Below are 16,008 nucleotides of genomic sequence, written 5' to 3' on the forward strand. Positions count from 1 at the left end.
CGAGGTCCTTGTAGCGAAGATGAGTGACAATGTGAGTACTTCCCTTGAATCCCTGAATCTTATCCCCATAATAAGCCAAGTTAGCGAGATGAATGCGAAAAAACGCGGAGAAATTCATGAGTAGTAAAGAACAGAAAACGCCTGAGGGGCAAGCCCCGGAAGAAATTATCATGGATCAGCACGAAGAAGTTGAGGCGGTTGAACCAGACGCTTCTGCTGAGCAGGTGGATCCGCGCGATGAAAAAATTGCGAATCTGGAAGCTCAGCTTACTGAAGCCGAAACGCGCGAGCGTGACAGCGTGTTGCGCATGAAAGCTGAAATGGAAAACCTGCGTCGTCGTACCGAACTGGACGTAGAAAAGGCGCATAAGTTCGCGCTGGAAAAATTCGTTAACGAACTGCTGCCGGTGCTCGATAGCCTGGACCGTGCGCTGGAAGTAGCGGACAAAGACAACGATGCCATGTCGGCGATGATCGAGGGTATCGAACTGACCCGTAAATCGATGCTGGATGTGGTGGCGAAGTTTGGCGTGCAGGTGGTTGCGGATATCGATGTGCCGATGGACCCGAACGTGCATCAGGCGATTGCCATGGTTGAGTCTGACGACGTTGCGGCCGGTAACGTACTGATGGTAATGCAGAAAGGTTATACCCTGAACGGACGTACCATCCGCGCGGCGATGGTGTCTGTGGCGAAAGCCAAGGGCTAATCAGCCTGTCGCGGCGGGTAATGCAGATGCGTTACCCGCCGCGATATTATCATCCCTGGTCCGCCACGCTCTCCCGCAGCGGTTTTACCGGCAAGACCTGCACCTGTTTAATCATATTATCCTGTACGTCGAGAATATCGATATCGTACTGGCCAATGCGCACCCGCGTACCGGCCACCGGGATCTCTTCCAGCGCTTCAAGAATAATCCCGTTTACGGTTCGCGCATCGTCTTCCGGCAGGTGCCAGTTAAAGGCTTTGTTGATTTCGCGCACGTTGGCGCTGCCGTCAATTATCACTGAACCGTCATTTTGCGGGGTGACTTCCTCGGCAAGCGTAGGTGACATGGAGGTGGTGAAGTCGCCGACAATCTCTTCCAGGATATCTTCGACCGTCACCAGGCCCTGAACGTCGCCATATTCGTTAACCACCAGGCCGACTTTCTTTTTGTTGCGCTGAAATTTGATTAGCTGGGTGCTGAGCGGCGTGCCTTCCGGGACGTAATAGATCTCATCAGCGGCGCGCAGCATGGTCTCTTTGGTGAATTCTTTTTTCTCTGCCATCAGGCGCCAGGCTTCGCGTACGCGCAGCATACTAATGGTATCGTCCAGCGAGTCGCGGTAAAGCACAATGCGGCCGTGCGGGGAGTGCGACAGTTGACGCACGATTGATTTCCAGTCGTCGTTGATATCAATCCCGATGATTTCGTTTCTCGGCACCATGATGTCGTCGACGCTGATTTTTTCCAGATCCAACACCGACAGCAGCATATCCTGATTACGGCGCGAGATTTGCGAGCGCGATTCATTCACCAGCGTTCGCAGTTCGTCTTTACTCAGGGAACTGCTTATCACGATATCCGTTTTGATGCCCATCATACGCATCAGCAGACGGGTAATGGTGTTCAGTAACCACACCAGCGGCATCATCAGAATTTGGAGTGGTGCCAGTAAGAAACTGCTGGGATAGGCGACTTTTTCGGGATACAGCGCGGCGATGGTTTTTGGCAGTACTTCAGCAAAAACCAGCACCACAAAGGTCAGCACCCCGGTGGCTATCGCTACGCCCGCATCGCCATACAGACGCATACCGACGATGGTGCCAAGCGCGGAGGCGAGAATGTTGACCAGGTTATTGCCGATGAGCACCAGGCTTATCAGGCGGTCCGGCTTGCGCAGGAGTTTTTCAACGCGCTTTGCCTGACGATTACCCTGCTTGGCCCGGTGGCGCAGGCGGTAGCGGTTCAGGGTCATCATTCCGGTTTCGGAACCGGAAAAATAGGCTGAAATAACCACCATGATGAGAAGCGTAACAATGAGCGTGGTGGTGGAGATGTGTTCCACGTAGGGTTCCTTAAAGACTTAACTCACAAGCTGTTGCAGTATGCGACTACCGAAATAGGCCAGTGTCAGAATGCCTGCACCTGCGACGTTAAACCAGACGACACGACGTCCGCGCCAGCCCTCATGATAATGCCCCCACAGCAGAACGATATAGACAAACCATGCCACGATAGAGAGCACGGCTTTATCAATATTTTCGGTACTGAACAGGTTGTGCATGTAAAACAGGCCAGTGCACAGGGTCAGCGTCAGCAGAACCACGCCTATCTGAGTGATGTGAAACATTTTTCGTTCAATGCTCATCAGCGGCGGCATTTCATTGTTGAACGCCAGTTTTTTGTTTTTCAGCTGATAATCGATCCACGCCAGCTGCAGTGCGTACAGGGCGGCAATGATCAGCGTGGCATAGGACAACAACGAGAGCCCGATGTGGATCATCATGCCCGGAGTGGCTTCAAGGTGGGTGATGTACTCGTTGGGCATAAACGTGGCGCAGGCCAGATTGATTAATGCAAACGCATACACGATCGGCAGCAGCAGCCAGCCGCGATTGCGCGAGGCCACAATGGTCATTACCGTACAGATCATCAGGCTAACCAGAGAACCGACGTTCAGCAGGCTCAGGTTTTGTCCATTCTCGCCACCGGGCAAAATACGTGCTTCCAGGGCAAAAGCGTGGCACACCAGCGCGATAACCGCAGAAAGGATAGCCATACGCCGCCAGCCGCTGTTTTTTTGCAGCAGAGCGGGAACGATCAGCGCAAGGCTGACGGAATAGGCGACAAGGGCGAACAAAGCAAAAACGGGCATATAGGTGTCGACAGTTGACCAGTGATAAAGAAAAGCAGTATAGCGTTACGTGACCGCTGCTCCAACCGTTGCATAACAACAAAGGCGGCTTCATGTTATACTGCGACAAAATTCTGTTGATGTGTCGTGCAAGCGACCGACCGTTTCCACCCCAGGCGAGAGACAATGTTTGATAATTTAACCGATCGTTTGTCGCGCACGCTGCGCAATATCAGTGGCCGTGGACGCCTTACTGAAGACAACGTTAAAGAAACGCTGCGCGAAGTGCGCATGGCGCTGCTGGAAGCTGACGTTGCGCTGCCGGTAGTGCGTGAGTTTATCAATCGCGTAAAAGAGAAAGCGGTTGGTCATGAAGTTAACAAAAGCCTGACCCCGGGTCAGGAATTCGTCAAAATCGTTCGCAGTGAACTGGTTGCGGCGATGGGCGAAGAGAACCAGACCCTGAATCTGGCCGCTCAGCCACCGGCCGTAGTGCTGATGGCGGGTCTGCAGGGTGCCGGTAAAACGACCAGCGTGGCGAAACTGGGTAAGTTCCTGCGCGAGAAGCACAAGAAGAAAGTGCTGGTCGTCTCTGCCGACGTTTATCGCCCGGCGGCGATCAAACAGCTGGAAACGCTGGCTGAGCAGGTTGAAGTCGACTTCTTCCCGTCTGACGTCGGCCAAAAGCCGGTCGATATCGTTAACGCTGCGCTGAAAGAGGCGAAGCTGAAATTCTACGACGTGCTGCTGGTGGATACCGCTGGTCGTCTGCACGTTGACGAAGCGATGATGGACGAAATCAAACAGGTCCACGCGTCTATCAATCCGGTAGAAACGCTGTTTGTTGTCGATGCCATGACCGGTCAGGATGCCGCGAATACCGCAAAAGCCTTCAACGAAGCGCTGCCGTTAACCGGTGTCGTGCTGACGAAAGTCGACGGTGACGCCCGCGGCGGTGCCGCACTCTCTATTCGTCATATCACTGGTAAGCCGATTAAGTTCCTCGGTGTTGGCGAGAAAACCGAAGCGCTGGAGCCATTCCATCCGGACAGGATTGCTTCGCGTATCCTCGGCATGGGCGACGTACTGTCGCTGATCGAAGATATCGAAAGCAAGGTTGACCGCGCGCAGGCTGAGAAGTTGGCGACCAAGCTGAAGAAGGGCGATGGTTTTGACCTGAACGACTTCTTAGAACAGCTTAATCAGATGAAAAACATGGGCGGCATGGCAAGCCTGATGGGCAAGCTGCCGGGCATGGGTCAGATCCCTGACAACGTGAAATCGCAGATGGATGACAAAGTGCTGGTGCGTATGGAAGCGATCATCAATTCGATGACGTTGAAAGAACGTGCCAAGCCGGAAATCATCAAAGGTTCGCGTAAGCGCCGTATCGCTCAGGGCTGCGGTATGCAGGTACAGGACGTTAACCGCCTTCTGAAACAGTTCGACGACATGCAGCGCATGATGAAGAAAATGAAGAAGGGTGGGATGGCCAAGATGATGCGCAATATGAAGGGCATGATGCCGCCAGGATTCCCTGGTAGATAAATATATCGGGCTACCTTATTTGCCATTTTGACGCCGGAGTGTGCTCGAAATGCTCACGTACTGCGTGTACGCTCCGCTTTCTGCGCGCACGCCGACGCCAAACTGGCTGCAACGGTAACGCCCTGGTATCAAGCTTCATCACATGTTGATTGCTTTTTTCTCAGAAATCAGTAAAATTTTCGGGCTTTTAATATGACACCGGGTCCCTTCCCTCGATGGGGCCCGGTGTTTTATTCACACAAGAGGATGTTATGGTTACTATTCGTTTAGCACGTCACGGCGCTAAAAAGCGTCCGTTCTACCAGGTTGTTGTTACTGACAGCCGTAATGCACGCAACGGTCGCTTCATCGAGCGCGTTGGCTTCTTTAACCCAATCGCTAGCGAAAAAGAAGAAGGCACTCGCCTGGATCTGGATCGCATCGCTCACTGGGTTGGCCAGGGCGCGACTATTTCTGATCGCGTAGCTACGCTGATCAAAGCAGCAAACAAAGCAGCTTAATCTGTCACGGTGGTCATGATGAGCAAGCAACTCGCCGCACAGGCGCCCGTAGAACCCATAGTTCTGGGGAAAATGGGGTCTCCTTACGGTATCCGTGGTTGGCTCAGAGTGTTTTCTTCCACTGAAGACGCCGAAAGCATTTTTGACTATCAGCCCTGGTTTATCCAGAAGGCGGGTCAGTGGCAGCAAGTACAGCTGGAAAGCTGGAAGCACCACAATCAGGATCTGATCATCAAGCTGAAAGGTATTGAGGATCGGGATGCGGCGAATGTACTGACGAATTGTGAAATTGTCGTAGATTCCTCGCAGTTGCCAGCGCTGGATGATGGCACTTACTACTGGAAAGACCTTATGGGTTGCCAGGTAGTGACCACTGAAGGCTACGAACTCGGTAAAGTCGTCGATATGATGGAAACCGGATCGAATGACGTCATCGTCATCAAGGCAAACCTGAAAGATGCGTTTGGTATCAAGGAACGTTTAGTACCGTTCCTCGATGGGCAGGTTATCAAGAAAGTCGATCTCACTACTCGTACTATCGAAGTAGATTGGGATCCTGGTTTTTAAACCACCGGATAAACGGTAAAAGTCGGCGTTATGGGGATTGGCTTGTGTTTATAGGTATCGTTAGCCTGTTTCCAGAAATGTTCCGCGCAATTACCGATTACGGGGTAACTGGCCGGGCAGTAAAAAATGGCCTGCTGAACATCCAGAGCTGGAGTCCTCGTGACTTTGCTCATGACCGGCACCGTACCGTGGACGATCGTCCTTACGGCGGCGGACCGGGGATGTTAATGATGGTGCAACCTTTACGGGATGCCATTCATGCAGCAAAAGACGCGGCAGGTGAAGGCGCGAAGGTGATTTATCTGTCACCTCAGGGACGCAAGCTTGATCAAGCGGGCGTGAGCGAACTGGCAACGAATCAAAAGCTGATTCTGGTGTGTGGTCGCTATGAAGGCGTAGATGAGCGCGTAATTCAAACCGAAATTGATGAAGAATGGTCAATCGGCGATTACGTTCTCAGCGGTGGAGAATTAGCAGCGATGACGCTGATTGATTCCGTCTCCCGGTTTATTCCGGGGGTACTGGGTCATGAAGCATCGGCAACGGAGGATTCCTTTGCCGATGGGTTGCTGGACTGCCCGCACTATACCCGACCTGAAGTGTTAGAGCAGATGGAAGTACCGGCAGTTTTGCTGTCGGGGAACCACGCTGAGATACGTCGCTGGCGTTTGAAGCAGTCGCTGGGCCGTACCTGGCTTAGAAGACCTGAACTTCTGGAAAACCTGGCTCTGACTGAAGAGCAAGCAAGGTTGCTGGCGGAGTTCAAAAAGGAACACGCACAACAGCAACATATACACGAGAGCATTCAGGAAGCATCAAGGTAGCAACTGAATGAATCCTCAGGAGCTTACAAAAGTAAGTGACTGAGGTGAATGAAGGCGGCTAACGATGAGGCAGTCTGAAGAGCGAAGTGTATAAACATGATGGGAAGGCGTAAGCCCCTAATATCAGTTTACCCAGGATAAGAGATTAAATTATGAGCAACATTATTAAGCAACTTGAACAAGAACAGATGAAGCAGGACGTACCTTCCTTCCGTCCGGGTGATACCGTGGAAGTGAAAGTATGGGTTGTTGAAGGTTCCAAAAAACGTCTGCAGGCATTCGAGGGCGTGGTTATCGCTATTCGTAACCGCGGTCTGCACTCTGCATTCACTGTTCGTAAAATCTCCAACGGCGAAGGCGTTGAGCGTGTCTTCCAGACTCACTCTCCGGTAGTTGACAGCATTGCTGTTAAACGTCGTGGTGCTGTTCGTAAAGCTAAACTGTACTACCTGCGTGAGCGCACTGGTAAGTCTGCTCGTATCAAAGAGCGTCTTAACTAAGATATCGCTCAGGCGACATCCTGTCAGAAGGGGCTGGCCAATAAGGCTGGCCCCTTTTTTTATCGCCATAAAACTCACATCATTAACTATTAATTCATAAATCATTTACAATGCCCTGTCGTTATTGGAGGGGCAGTGGTTATTGGTGCAATTTTTCGGTTTGGTCATCAGCGCTGCGCGGCATGGTTCGCGTTGTTTGCGATCCTGCTGATCGTCATTGCGCCGCTTATCTCTGTTTCTTTGCAACACGATCCTATGAATGCGATGCCGGGCATGCATCATGATATGGGCATGATGGTGGAACATGCTGAACAACATGGTGACGGCGCCTCGATGACGATGCCCGTCGATCACGGCGAAGCATGCGGCTACTGTGTGCTGCTGGCGCACGTCCCCGGGCTGATACTGACTCTGGTTATTCTGTTGTGCGGCGTGCTGCGGCTACAGAAAAAAACGCCACTACATCCTACGCTGACGTTCTGGCTCTACTTCCCCTGGCTGTATCCCAATACCCGTGCACCACCGTACCGGTCTGCTTTTTCCTGATCCTAAAAATACGTCTGTACGCGTTAGCGTGATGACGCTCTTTGGCTTTTTCTAAGGAAAAGTATGACCACCTGCACCCCGCGTGCGGCATGGGTAACCCTGCTGCGACGCCTTCATTTCTCTATCGGCCTGTTCGTGGGTCCCTTTATTTTTGTCGCGGCACTGACCGGTACGCTCTACGTTGCCACACCGCAACTGGAAGAGGCGCTTTACTCTGAGGCGCTACAGGGAACCGAACAGGGAGAACCACAATCGCTGGCTGCTCAAATTGCGCTCGCGCAGCAGGTCGTCGGCAATCATTTGCCGGTGTATGCAGTACGCCCTGCGCTTGAGCCAGGAGAGGCGACCCGGGTAATGTTTGCAGACCCTGTACTGGCCCCGTCTGAACATCGGGCGATTTTTATCGACCCGGTTGCGCTTACGGTAACAGGCGATATGACTGTCTATGGCACCAGCGGGATCTTACCTCTGCGCCAGTGGATCGACTATGCGCACCGTTCCTTGCTGTTGGGGGATATTGGGCGGCTTTATAGCGAACTGGCGGCGTCCTGGATGTGGGTAGCGGCTCTGGGCGGTATTGTGCTTTGGTTTTTCACTCGACCCAGGCGTCGTCTGAATAATCGACTGCAAAAAAACCGTCGTCTGCACGTTACGCTGGGCTGGATTCTGCTAGGCGGGATGTTACTTTTTTCCGCAACCGGTTTAACCTGGTCGCAATGGGCAGGGGGCAATGTGGATAGCATGCGGGCAGCCTTTGGCTGGCTGACGCCGCAGGTAAATACACAGCTCGATGGCGTCCAGCAAATTCATGATGAGCATGCCGGACATCACGCTGGCATGGTAATGCCATCGGCAAGCGTGGTTGACGGCGGGCTTTTTGATGCGGTATTACGCACGGCGCAGGCGGCGGGGATTGATGCCAGGAAGCTGGAGATCCGCCCGGCGAAAGATGCGCAGCATGGCTGGACCGTCACCGAGATTGACCGCCGCTGGCCAACCCAGGTGGATGCGGTGTCTGTTGATACAACCACGATGCGGATTATTGACCAGACGCGCTTTGTCGATTTCCCACTGATGGCGAAATTGACGCGTTGGGGCGTTGATTTCCATATGGGGATTCTGTTTGGCGTACTCAATCAGGGGCTGCTGATCGTCTTTGGTGTAGGCCTGTGCCTGATGATCGTGCTGGGCTATCGGCTATGGTGGATACGCCGACCCGCCGGACCGGCGGTGAATCCGGCACAAACGCTGGTGCAGTGTTGGCTGATGCTCAACGGGAAGGGGCGATGTGCGGTGCTGGTAGTGGCTGGCGTGCTGGGGATGGCGATGCCGGTAGCGGGCGTAAGCCTGCTGCTGTTTATGATGATTGACTGGCTGCGCTGGTACAAAATGTCGCAAAATCTGTTGGCGCAGTCAGCCGAGTAAGACATTAAGGCGTGCTGATGACGACCGCAACGCGGCGGTTTTCGGCACGGCCTTTTGAGCTCTGGTTACTGGCAATCGGGTATTTTTTGCCTAATCCCTGAGTTGTCAGATTGGTGCGTGGGATGTTGGCACCCTGAGCCCAGGCATCTGCCACGACGTTAGCTCGCTTAAGCGACAGTGCTTCGTTATAGCTGTCTTCGCCGTAGTTATCGGTGTGACCATCCAGACGCGCATGATTCAGGCCGGTAGCCGCCAGTTTAGCTGCCATTTCCTGGATCTGTTTTTCACTTTCAGGACGCAGCTTATAGTCATTTTTATCAAACAAAATGGTATCAGACAGACCCAGCGACCAGTCGCCTGATGCTTCGGTAAAGCCGTATGATTTCATGGCTGCAACTTGCTCAGGGGTGAATTTACCCTGAGGGGCCTGACAGCCAGCCAGAATCAGTATGATAAGAATAAATGGCGATAATAGACGTTTCAGCATGTGTGTAATTCCTTATTTTTTAATAATGCGTTCAGAACGCAAATGTTTAGCCTGATACATATTGTGATCGGCGAGTTCTTGTAATTTCTCGGCAGAGGCATGTTCCCACGTCAGCGCAAACCCAATGCTTAGCGTCATGCTTGCCAGATGACCATTGTGAAGGTCAAATGGATGGTTAAACTCTTGCGATAGTGCCGTGCAGATGCGCTGAACTTCATTCTCCGAATGCACGCTGTATAGCACCATCGCAAACTCATCGCCTCCGAGCCGGTATGGTTGATGGTGATTACCACCAAACTCGGCCAGCCTTTTAGCAACTTCAATCAATACCCGGTCTCCTGCTGCATGCCCCCAGGTATCATTAATAAATTTAAAATTATCGCCATCAAGGAATAACAACGCCGAGCTGCTGTGAGCGGATTCGTCGTTCATCAACGCGTTAATGCTGCTACGAAATGCGGCGCGATTAGCAAGTCCGGTCAGGGGATCGTGCAGCGCGGTGCGCAACAACTGAGCATTTTTGGCTTGCAGGCGCAGTTGCCACTCTTCCATCTCATCCAGCAGACTATTAAAGTCCTGGGCAAACAGATGAAACTCTTCAATGCGTTCTTCAGACACGCGGCGTGAGAAGTTGCGGTTGGTGCGAACGTCGTGCACCACCTCGGTAATATTTTGCAGCGCTTCAACAACGCCATTGTGCAAATAGCGGGTGAGCATTAATGCAATACCTGAGGCCAGCAAAATGCATCCGGTAAGCACAGCCAGTGACAGATAGATGAAATGGCTAATGACGCTGTCGCGGGCAGTCAGGCGCACTTCCCCAATGACGTTGCCATTGTGCAAAATAGGCTTTGTCACCGGCTGTGGGAATAGCCAGTGACTGATCAGACCGCTAATCTTTTCTGTTGTATCCTGGGCGTCATAGCGCCAGGTGGCGATCACCTTTTGATTTTTATTGCGTACTTCGGCAACGGAGAATTGCCCCTGTTGCCCTAGCGCAGCCAACGTTTCGTTTGCTGCAACGCTATCAGAAAACACCAGCGAGGCTTCAAGCGATCGAGTCATGGTCGCGGCGGTCAGATCGAGGTTTTTTTGCGCATATTGTTTGAGTGCCAGCACGGAAGAAATGCTCAGCAGCAGCCAGATCAGCGTCATAGTGACCAGAACGCTGACGATGCTGATACGCCGTAGTGTCCGTTTGAACGTTGGGCGTGTTATGGGAGAAATACCCTTATCCATCCTTATTATTCCGTGCAAGCATCAATACGTCTGGACTGACCCTTACACCACTGCGTGACAGGGAATCCATATTTACCGAAAACCTCACTTCTTCATTATTTATGATGAGGCAAAAAGCGCTACCAATAACGCATTCGGTATTCTGTTCGGCAATTAATAACAATGCCTTAGTTGGAAATTGACTCTTTAATTCCACCTGAAATGTCGGGGATTCAGTGCCAAAATAAAAACCGTCACACTGAGCTACGACACTGTCTTGTTGCGTATGAACGATGACGGGAAGATAGGGTAACGCTCCGGCATGGGTATCCTGCAGCACACTGGTAAAACGTGATGAAGAGAAGATACACAGTTTGGGCGGACCGGAAAGCGCTGGCCAGCGCGTATAGCTGACGATGCCGGAAACCATAGCGCGTACGGATTTCGCCTCTTCCGTAGCGTTTTGGGCATACAGCGGTAATCCGGACAATAGCAGTGCCAGTAGAAGTATGAGTCGATAAGAAAAGCTCATGAAAAGGTACCTACCAGCGTTAGCCGTAATACGTCGAAATACACTCACGATTGTTCGCAACAAAGTAACATTATTTTACCAGAGCGTCATTATATCTGGATGAATAACATTATCGATTTAAGTTAAATCTTATTGATTTATCTGGGATAACTTCTTGTTTAATTTAATCTTATAGAGGCTGCGCCTTCATTTGAACCTTTTTGCCAGGCACTGTGTAATTGGTCGACATTTTCAACGGTATCACAGCTTGGAGGGAAGGTTTTCCCGGCCAGTCCCCTGGCGTAAACAAAATCCTGCTGGCAGGTTTTACGTTGTCCTTCAGCGTAACCCTTAAGATACTCCGTACGATCGATTTCGGGGTCATTGTAGTTGTCGGCAAGAGTTTCATTATCTTTAATGACATACCCTGAAATAGCATCCTGGATCCCGGCATCGTACCAGTCGGTGCCGGTCCAGGTGGGGGCATGGGTATAGGGATCTATCTGACATCCGCTTAGCAGTAACACCAGTACCGTGTTGATAAGTCGCTTCATTGCTGATACTCCCTGGTTTTTTTAAAGCATAGCGGATCTCTTAAATGGCGTGTGTAAATTTAAATTTACGACATTCCGCGCCTGTTAGGCCTATTTATACTAGCTGTAAATAAAAATTTACGTAACGTGGATTGAAATCTTTACCCATTGTGTTATCGTAATTACCTCCTCGCTGAGGAACAACTATCGCAAACGAGCTAAACAGGATCACCACCATGCAAAAAGACGCGCTGAACAACGTACACATTACTGATGAACAGGTTCTGATGACTCCGGAACAACTTAAAATGCAATTCCCGTTGAGTCTGGCGCAAGAGGCGCAAATTGCGCAGTCGCGCAAAACCATTTCTGACATCATCGCCGGTCGCGATCCGCGTTTGCTGGTAGTGTGTGGTCCTTGCTCTATTCATGATCCTGAAATGGCGCTGGAATATGCCCGTCGATTTAAAACCCTTGCCGCAGAGGTCAGCGATAGCCTCTATCTGGTGATGCGTGTCTATTTTGAAAAACCCCGTACCACCGTCGGCTGGAAAGGGTTAATTAACGATCCTCATATGGATGGCTCTTTTGATGTTGAAGCCGGTCTGAAAATTGCGCGTCAGCTGTTGCTTGAACTGGTGAATATGGGGCTGCCGCTGGCGACCGAAGCATTGGATCCCAACAGCCCGCAGTACCTGGGCGATCTGTTTAGCTGGTCCGCTATCGGTGCGCGTACGACTGAATCGCAGACTCACCGTGAAATGGCGTCGGGTCTGTCGATGCCGGTTGGTTTTAAAAATGGCACTGACGGCAGCCTGGCGACAGCGATTAACGCTATGCGCGCAGCCGCTCAGTCTCACCGCTTTGTGGGTATTAACCAGGCAGGACAGGTGGCACTGTTGCAAACGCAGGGTAATCCGGACGGTCATGTGATCCTGCGCGGCGGTAAAGCACCGAATTACAGTCCGGCAGATGTCGCTCAGTGCGAAAAAGAAATGGAGCAGGCGGGACTGCGACCGTCACTGATGGTAGATTGCAGTCATGGTAACTCCAACAAAGATTACCGTCGCCAGCCTGCCGTGGCAGAGTCAGTGGTTGCACAAATTAAAGATGGCAACCGTTCAATCATCGGCCTGATGATTGAAAGCAATATTCACGAAGGCAACCAGTCTTCCGAGCAGCCGCGCAGTGCAATGAAATACGGCGTGTCCGTAACAGATGCCTGCATTAGCTGGGAAATGACGGATGCGTTGTTGCGTGAAATTAATAAAGACTTGAACGGCCAGCTGGCGACGCGCCTGGCTTAAGAGGTGGGTTATGGTGGCTGAATTGACCGCATTACGCGATCAAATTGATGAAGTGGATAAGGCGTTGCTGGATTTGCTGGCGCGCCGTCTTGAACTGGTTGCCGAGGTTGGTGAAGTAAAAAGCCGCTTTGGGTTACCGATTTACGTGCCTGAGCGGGAGGCGTCTATGCTGGCTTCTCGCCGTGCAGAGGCGGAAGCACTCGGCGTACCGCCGGATCTGATTGAAGATGTATTACGTCGGGTAATGCGTGAGTCGTACTCTAGCGAGAATGACAAAGGATTTAAAACGCTCTGTCCAACGTTACGCCCGGTGGTGATTGTCGGTGGTGGCGGTCAGATGGGACGGCTATTCGAGAAGATGCTTACGCTGTCAGGTTATCAGGTGCGTATTCTTGAACAGCAGGACTGGGATCGTGCCGAGGAGATCGTGGCGGATGCCGGAATGGTGATCGTTAGCGTGCCGATTCACGTTACCGAGCAGGTGATCGCGAAATTACCGCGCTTGCCTGCTGACTGTATCCTGGTCGATCTGGCCTCGGTGAAAAACGGCCCATTACAGGCGATGCTGGCGGCGCACGATGGCCCGGTAGTTGGATTGCATCCGATGTTTGGTCCGGATAGCGGCAGTCTGGCAAAGCAGGTGGTGGTCTGGTGCGATGGACGCCAGCCGGAAGCCTATCAATGGTTTCTGGAACAGATTCAGGTCTGGGGGGCGCGGCTGCATCGGATCAGCGCCGTCGAGCACGATCAGAATATGGCGTTTATCCAGGCATTACGTCACTTCGCGACTTTTGCGTACGGGTTGCACTTAGCAGAAGAGAATGTCCAACTTGAACAGTTACTGGCGCTCTCTTCGCCGATATACCGTCTTGAGCTGGCCATGGTCGGACGCCTGTTTGCCCAGGATCCGCAGCTGTATGCCGACATTATTATGTCGTCAGAAAGTAATCTCGCGTTGATCAAACGGTATTATCAGCGTTTTGGTGACGCGATTGGTTTACTGGAGCAGGGCGATAAGCAGGCGTTTATCGACAGCTTCCGTAAGGTTGAGCACTGGTTTGGCGATTATGCCAAACGCTTCCAGAGCGAAAGCCGTACGCTACTGCGTCAGGCCAACGATAGCCGCCAGTAGCGTCGATACCGGATGGCGATGCATACGCCATCCGGTATTGTCATACGTTAGCTCGGATCGACCGGCACCACGTTCTCACTTGGGTAACATCCCAGTACCTTCATCGAACGCGTAATTTCACCCAACTCCTTCAATGCTTTTTGCATTTCCGGCGATTCCAGGTTGGCCTGGATATCGAGATAAAACATCTCTTCCCACGGATTGCCGTGAATCGGGCGCGATTCCAGCTTGGTCATAATCAAATTATGGTTGCGTAGCACCAGCAGCGCTTCAACCAGCGCACCCGCCTGTTGCCCTGTCGCTATCAACAGCGTGGTTTTCGCCGGAACCTGGTCGGAAACATTGATAGCCTTGCGTGCAAGCACGACAAAACGGGTAATGTTTTGCGTCTGATTCGCTTCAATATGTTCAAGTACCTGCAGACCGTGCAGCACGCCACCGGCTTCGCTGCCCAAGGCTGCCACGTGCGGTGAGTTCGCCTGGGCAACCTTTTCCATTGCCGCCGAGGTGCTTTCGGTATATTCGATCTTCCAGTGCGGATAACGATTGAGGAATTTGCTGCATTGCTGGAACGGTTGCGGATGGCTGTACACGGTTTCGATGCTATTCAGGTCCGTAGTACCGGAAACCAGCACGCAGTGGTCGATAATAATGGTCATCTCGCCGACGATGGAGAGGCTGGTGTGCTGCAGCAAGTCGTAAACATCGTTGATCGCGCCAGAGCTGGTGTTCTCAATCGGCACGACCGCGTAGTCCGCCTGTCCGGTTTCGACCTGATTAAAGATATCGGCAAACTTGGCGCAACCGCTTTCAATAAATTGCTCAAAATGGCGAGCAGCATACTGACGCGCAGCGAGGTGCGAATACGAACCTTTTGGCCCCAGAAACGCGACGCGTGCGGAGTGCGGATTGATTTTATTCAGATGCTGCTGCAGGAGCGCCTGCTGGGTGAGAACGGAATCTTCGATAATGAGCTGGAACAGGCGTGTGATGTAGTGGGCATCGAGGTGATGCACTTTACCCAACTGGATCAGTCGGTCCAGCAGATCGCGCTCGCGGTCAATATCGCGCACCGGACGATGAGAAAGCAGTTTTGCTTTACCGACTTCGACGGCCAGACCACGACGCTCAGCCAGCAGGGCCAGTAATTTTTCATCCAGCGAGCTTATCTTATCGCGCAGCGCCAGTAATGGGTTTTCCGATGTCATAGTGTTGCCTTTTTTATTATCAATAAAAAAGGCCCCCCGTTGTGGGAGGCCTTATTGTTCGTCTTCGCATTATTTATCACACGACGAAACGCCTCCCATTAAGGGGAAGGTAAAAAAGAATGCGAAGAAAAACGGAATAAGTTTCATGTCAATTTCCTTTGGCTACGTCAGTTAAAGTACCTGTACTGTTTTCACCCTGTCAACAAAAAACGCGCCCGAAGGCGCGTTGGCGATACACTCAATGTAAGGGACTACTCTTCTTCTGCTTCGACGAAGTTGGCGTCTTTTACTGAAGTTGTTGCACGACGGGCTTCGCCTTTGTGCTGCACTTTATTGAGCTGCCGTTCCAGCTTGTTGATCAAATCGTTAATAGCGGTGTACATATCTTCGTGCTTAGCGCTGGCAACCAAATGTCCGTTCGGTGTATTGATGGTGGCGTCAGCAGTGAAACCCTGTGGCTCCTTGGACAGAATGATATGTGGATTAATCAGATGAGTTTGCCATTTTTCAAGTTTGGCGAGACGGTCTGCGACATGCTGGCGAATTGCCGGAGTAATTTCCATTTGTTTACTGGTAATGTTCATTGTCATAAATTTTACCTCTTGTCTTTCCCGTCTTGGTGATTCCAGCATACCTTTCCTAATGTCAAAATGTGTGATCTAAATCACATTATTTTGTCGCTTTTTGTCAAGAAAACCTTTTTGTGAGGCACCGCAGGAACAGGCGATCTTTTACTTGAGGAATACCTGAAAGCAGGCCATATTTGATAGGATGCGTTGCAGCTAAACCGCTTCAGTTACGGCGTAAACGGATAAAAAAACGGCAGCCCGAGGGCTGTAATGCCAGTCAGTTAAGCAACTG

At 51.6% G+C, this 16,008-nt stretch carries 18 protein-coding genes, 1 pseudogene and 1 other annotated feature; of the genes and pseudogenes, 10 read left to right on the top strand and 9 right to left on the bottom strand.

All coding sequences use genetic code 11. The features are described from left to right. Positions 1-116 precede the first annotated feature (116 nt). On the top strand, positions 117-710 hold the full coding sequence (grpE, locus tag FDW98_RS14080; RefSeq protein ID WP_096756092.1) for a nucleotide exchange factor GrpE: 594 nt from the start codon (positions 117-119) through the stop codon (positions 708-710). Between the two features lie 49 nt (positions 711-759). Here the strand turns inward: grpE and FDW98_RS14085 are convergent, their stop codons facing one another. Continuing rightward, complete coding sequence (locus FDW98_RS14085; RefSeq protein ID WP_135911576.1) at positions 760-2,052, bottom strand: HlyC/CorC family transporter; 1,293 nt, start codon at positions 2,050-2,052, stop codon at positions 760-762. Between the two features lie 18 nt (positions 2,053-2,070). Then, positions 2,071-2,862 (bottom strand): inner membrane protein YpjD, encoded by a 792-nt coding sequence (locus tag FDW98_RS14090; protein ID WP_096756093.1) that lies wholly within the window; start codon positions 2,860-2,862, stop codon positions 2,071-2,073. 165 nt (positions 2,863-3,027) lie between these two features. On the opposite strand from FDW98_RS14090, the gene ffh reads away from it, so the two are divergent. The 7 genes from ffh (at position 3,028) to FDW98_RS14130 (ending at position 8,751) form a co-directional block, all read left to right on the top strand. Further along, positions 3,028-4,389, top strand: coding sequence for a signal recognition particle protein (gene ffh / locus FDW98_RS14100; protein WP_096756094.1), 1,362 nt, complete (start codon positions 3,028-3,030; stop codon positions 4,387-4,389). A gap of 251 nt (positions 4,390-4,640) precedes the next feature. Beyond that, entirely contained in the window at positions 4,641-4,889 is a 249-nt protein-coding gene (gene rpsP, locus FDW98_RS14105) for a 30S ribosomal protein S16 (protein WP_003031228.1), read from the top strand. 18 nt (positions 4,890-4,907) lie between these two features. Then, positions 4,908-5,456: a ribosome maturation factor RimM gene (gene rimM, locus FDW98_RS14110; RefSeq protein ID WP_096756095.1), complete on the top strand. Its 549-nt coding sequence runs from the start codon at positions 4,908-4,910 to the stop codon at positions 5,454-5,456. 44 nt (positions 5,457-5,500) lie between these two features. Then, the gene (trmD, locus tag FDW98_RS14115) at positions 5,501-6,280 is read left to right on the top strand and encodes a tRNA (guanosine(37)-N1)-methyltransferase TrmD (RefSeq protein ID WP_096756096.1); all 780 of its coding nucleotides are present in this window, start codon (positions 5,501-5,503) and stop codon (positions 6,278-6,280) included. A 152-nt stretch (positions 6,281-6,432) separates the two neighbouring features. Next, positions 6,433-6,780, top strand: a complete 348-nt coding sequence (rplS, locus tag FDW98_RS14120; RefSeq protein WP_002914145.1) for a 50S ribosomal protein L19 — start codon at positions 6,433-6,435, stop codon at positions 6,778-6,780. A 141-nt stretch (positions 6,781-6,921) separates the two neighbouring features. Further along, positions 6,922-7,326, top strand: a complete 405-nt coding sequence (locus FDW98_RS14125) for a DUF2946 domain-containing protein (RefSeq protein ID WP_226794659.1) — start codon at positions 6,922-6,924, stop codon at positions 7,324-7,326. Positions 7,327-7,389: 63 nt separating this feature from the next. Then, positions 7,390-8,751, top strand: coding sequence for a PepSY domain-containing protein (locus tag FDW98_RS14130; RefSeq protein ID WP_096756097.1), 1,362 nt, complete (start codon positions 7,390-7,392; stop codon positions 8,749-8,751). A gap of 4 nt (positions 8,752-8,755) precedes the next feature. Here FDW98_RS14130 and FDW98_RS14135 read toward each other — a convergent pair whose 3' ends face one another. The 4 genes from FDW98_RS14135 to FDW98_RS14150 form a co-directional block, all read right to left on the bottom strand. Next, positions 8,756-9,238, bottom strand: coding sequence for an OmpA family protein (locus FDW98_RS14135; protein ID WP_096756098.1), 483 nt, complete (start codon positions 9,236-9,238; stop codon positions 8,756-8,758). A 12-nt stretch (positions 9,239-9,250) separates the two neighbouring features. Continuing rightward, complete coding sequence (dgcN, locus tag FDW98_RS14140; RefSeq protein ID WP_096756099.1) at positions 9,251-10,477, bottom strand: diguanylate cyclase DgcN; 1,227 nt, start codon at positions 10,475-10,477, stop codon at positions 9,251-9,253. Then, complete coding sequence (locus tag FDW98_RS14145; protein ID WP_096756100.1) at positions 10,470-10,988, bottom strand: YfiR family protein; 519 nt, start codon at positions 10,986-10,988, stop codon at positions 10,470-10,472. Before FDW98_RS14145 ends, dgcN begins: the two co-directional genes overlap by 8 nt. Before the next feature lie 158 nt (positions 10,989-11,146). Further along, positions 11,147-11,521, bottom strand: a complete 375-nt coding sequence (locus tag FDW98_RS14150; protein WP_096756101.1) for a DUF2799 domain-containing protein — start codon at positions 11,519-11,521, stop codon at positions 11,147-11,149. A gap of 215 nt (positions 11,522-11,736) precedes the next feature. Between FDW98_RS14150 and aroF the strand changes: the two genes are divergently transcribed. Continuing rightward, positions 11,737-12,807: a 3-deoxy-7-phosphoheptulonate synthase AroF gene (gene aroF, locus FDW98_RS14155; RefSeq protein WP_096756102.1), complete on the top strand. Its 1,071-nt coding sequence runs from the start codon at positions 11,737-11,739 to the stop codon at positions 12,805-12,807. Positions 12,808-12,817: 10 nt separating this feature from the next. Continuing rightward, positions 12,818-13,939, top strand: a complete 1,122-nt coding sequence (tyrA, locus tag FDW98_RS14160) for a bifunctional chorismate mutase/prephenate dehydrogenase (RefSeq protein ID WP_096756103.1) — start codon at positions 12,818-12,820, stop codon at positions 13,937-13,939. 47 nt (positions 13,940-13,986) lie between these two features. On the opposite strand, the gene pheA is transcribed toward tyrA, so the two are convergent. From pheA to raiA, 3 genes and pseudogenes are all read right to left on the bottom strand, one after another. After that, entirely contained in the window at positions 13,987-15,147 is a 1,161-nt protein-coding gene (gene pheA / locus FDW98_RS14165) for a bifunctional chorismate mutase/prephenate dehydratase (RefSeq protein WP_096756104.1), read from the bottom strand. 22 nt (positions 15,148-15,169) lie between these two features. Then, positions 15,170-15,295, bottom strand: a sequence feature (Phe leader region). Beyond that, positions 15,250-15,294, bottom strand: a pseudogene (gene pheL / locus FDW98_RS23665) (pheA operon leader peptide PheL); the annotation flags it as partial. Its footprint overlaps the feature before it by 45 nt. 103 nt (positions 15,296-15,398) lie before the next feature. After that, positions 15,399-15,737: a ribosome-associated translation inhibitor RaiA gene (gene raiA, locus FDW98_RS14170; protein ID WP_096756105.1), complete on the bottom strand. Its 339-nt coding sequence runs from the start codon at positions 15,735-15,737 to the stop codon at positions 15,399-15,401. Positions 15,738-16,008 lie beyond the last annotated feature (271 nt).

The sequence above is a fragment of the Citrobacter sp. wls711 genome, from assembly GCF_005281055.1.
GTDB classification, from domain to species: Bacteria; Pseudomonadota; Gammaproteobacteria; order Enterobacterales; family Enterobacteriaceae; genus Citrobacter; species Citrobacter gillenii.

Excerpts from the sequence above, each read along its gene's own strand:
- dgcN (WP_096756099.1), bottom strand. The coding sequence starts at position 10,477 with ATGGATAAGGGTATTTCTCCCATAACACGCCCAACGTTCAAACGGACA.
- FDW98_RS14145 (WP_096756100.1), bottom strand. The coding sequence starts at position 10,988 with ATGAGCTTTTCTTATCGACTCATACTTCTACTGGCACTGCTATTGTCC.
- rpsP (WP_003031228.1), top strand. The coding sequence starts at position 4,641 with ATGGTTACTATTCGTTTAGCACGTCACGGCGCTAAAAAGCGTCCGTTC.
- FDW98_RS14135 (WP_096756098.1), bottom strand. The coding sequence starts at position 9,238 with ATGCTGAAACGTCTATTATCGCCATTTATTCTTATCATACTGATTCTG.
- raiA (WP_096756105.1), bottom strand. The coding sequence starts at position 15,737 with ATGACAATGAACATTACCAGTAAACAAATGGAAATTACTCCGGCAATT.
- rimM (WP_096756095.1), top strand. The coding sequence starts at position 4,908 with ATGAGCAAGCAACTCGCCGCACAGGCGCCCGTAGAACCCATAGTTCTG.
- FDW98_RS14130 (WP_096756097.1), top strand. The coding sequence starts at position 7,390 with ATGACCACCTGCACCCCGCGTGCGGCATGGGTAACCCTGCTGCGACGC.
- FDW98_RS14090 (WP_096756093.1), bottom strand. The coding sequence starts at position 2,862 with ATGCCCGTTTTTGCTTTGTTCGCCCTTGTCGCCTATTCCGTCAGCCTT.
- ffh (WP_096756094.1), top strand. The coding sequence starts at position 3,028 with ATGTTTGATAATTTAACCGATCGTTTGTCGCGCACGCTGCGCAATATC.
- rplS (WP_002914145.1), top strand. The coding sequence starts at position 6,433 with ATGAGCAACATTATTAAGCAACTTGAACAAGAACAGATGAAGCAGGAC.
- grpE (WP_096756092.1), top strand. The coding sequence starts at position 117 with ATGAGTAGTAAAGAACAGAAAACGCCTGAGGGGCAAGCCCCGGAAGAA.
- tyrA (WP_096756103.1), top strand. The coding sequence starts at position 12,818 with ATGGTGGCTGAATTGACCGCATTACGCGATCAAATTGATGAAGTGGAT.
- pheA (WP_096756104.1), bottom strand. The coding sequence starts at position 15,147 with ATGACATCGGAAAACCCATTACTGGCGCTGCGCGATAAGATAAGCTCG.
- FDW98_RS14150 (WP_096756101.1), bottom strand. The coding sequence starts at position 11,521 with ATGAAGCGACTTATCAACACGGTACTGGTGTTACTGCTAAGCGGATGT.
- aroF (WP_096756102.1), top strand. The coding sequence starts at position 11,737 with ATGCAAAAAGACGCGCTGAACAACGTACACATTACTGATGAACAGGTT.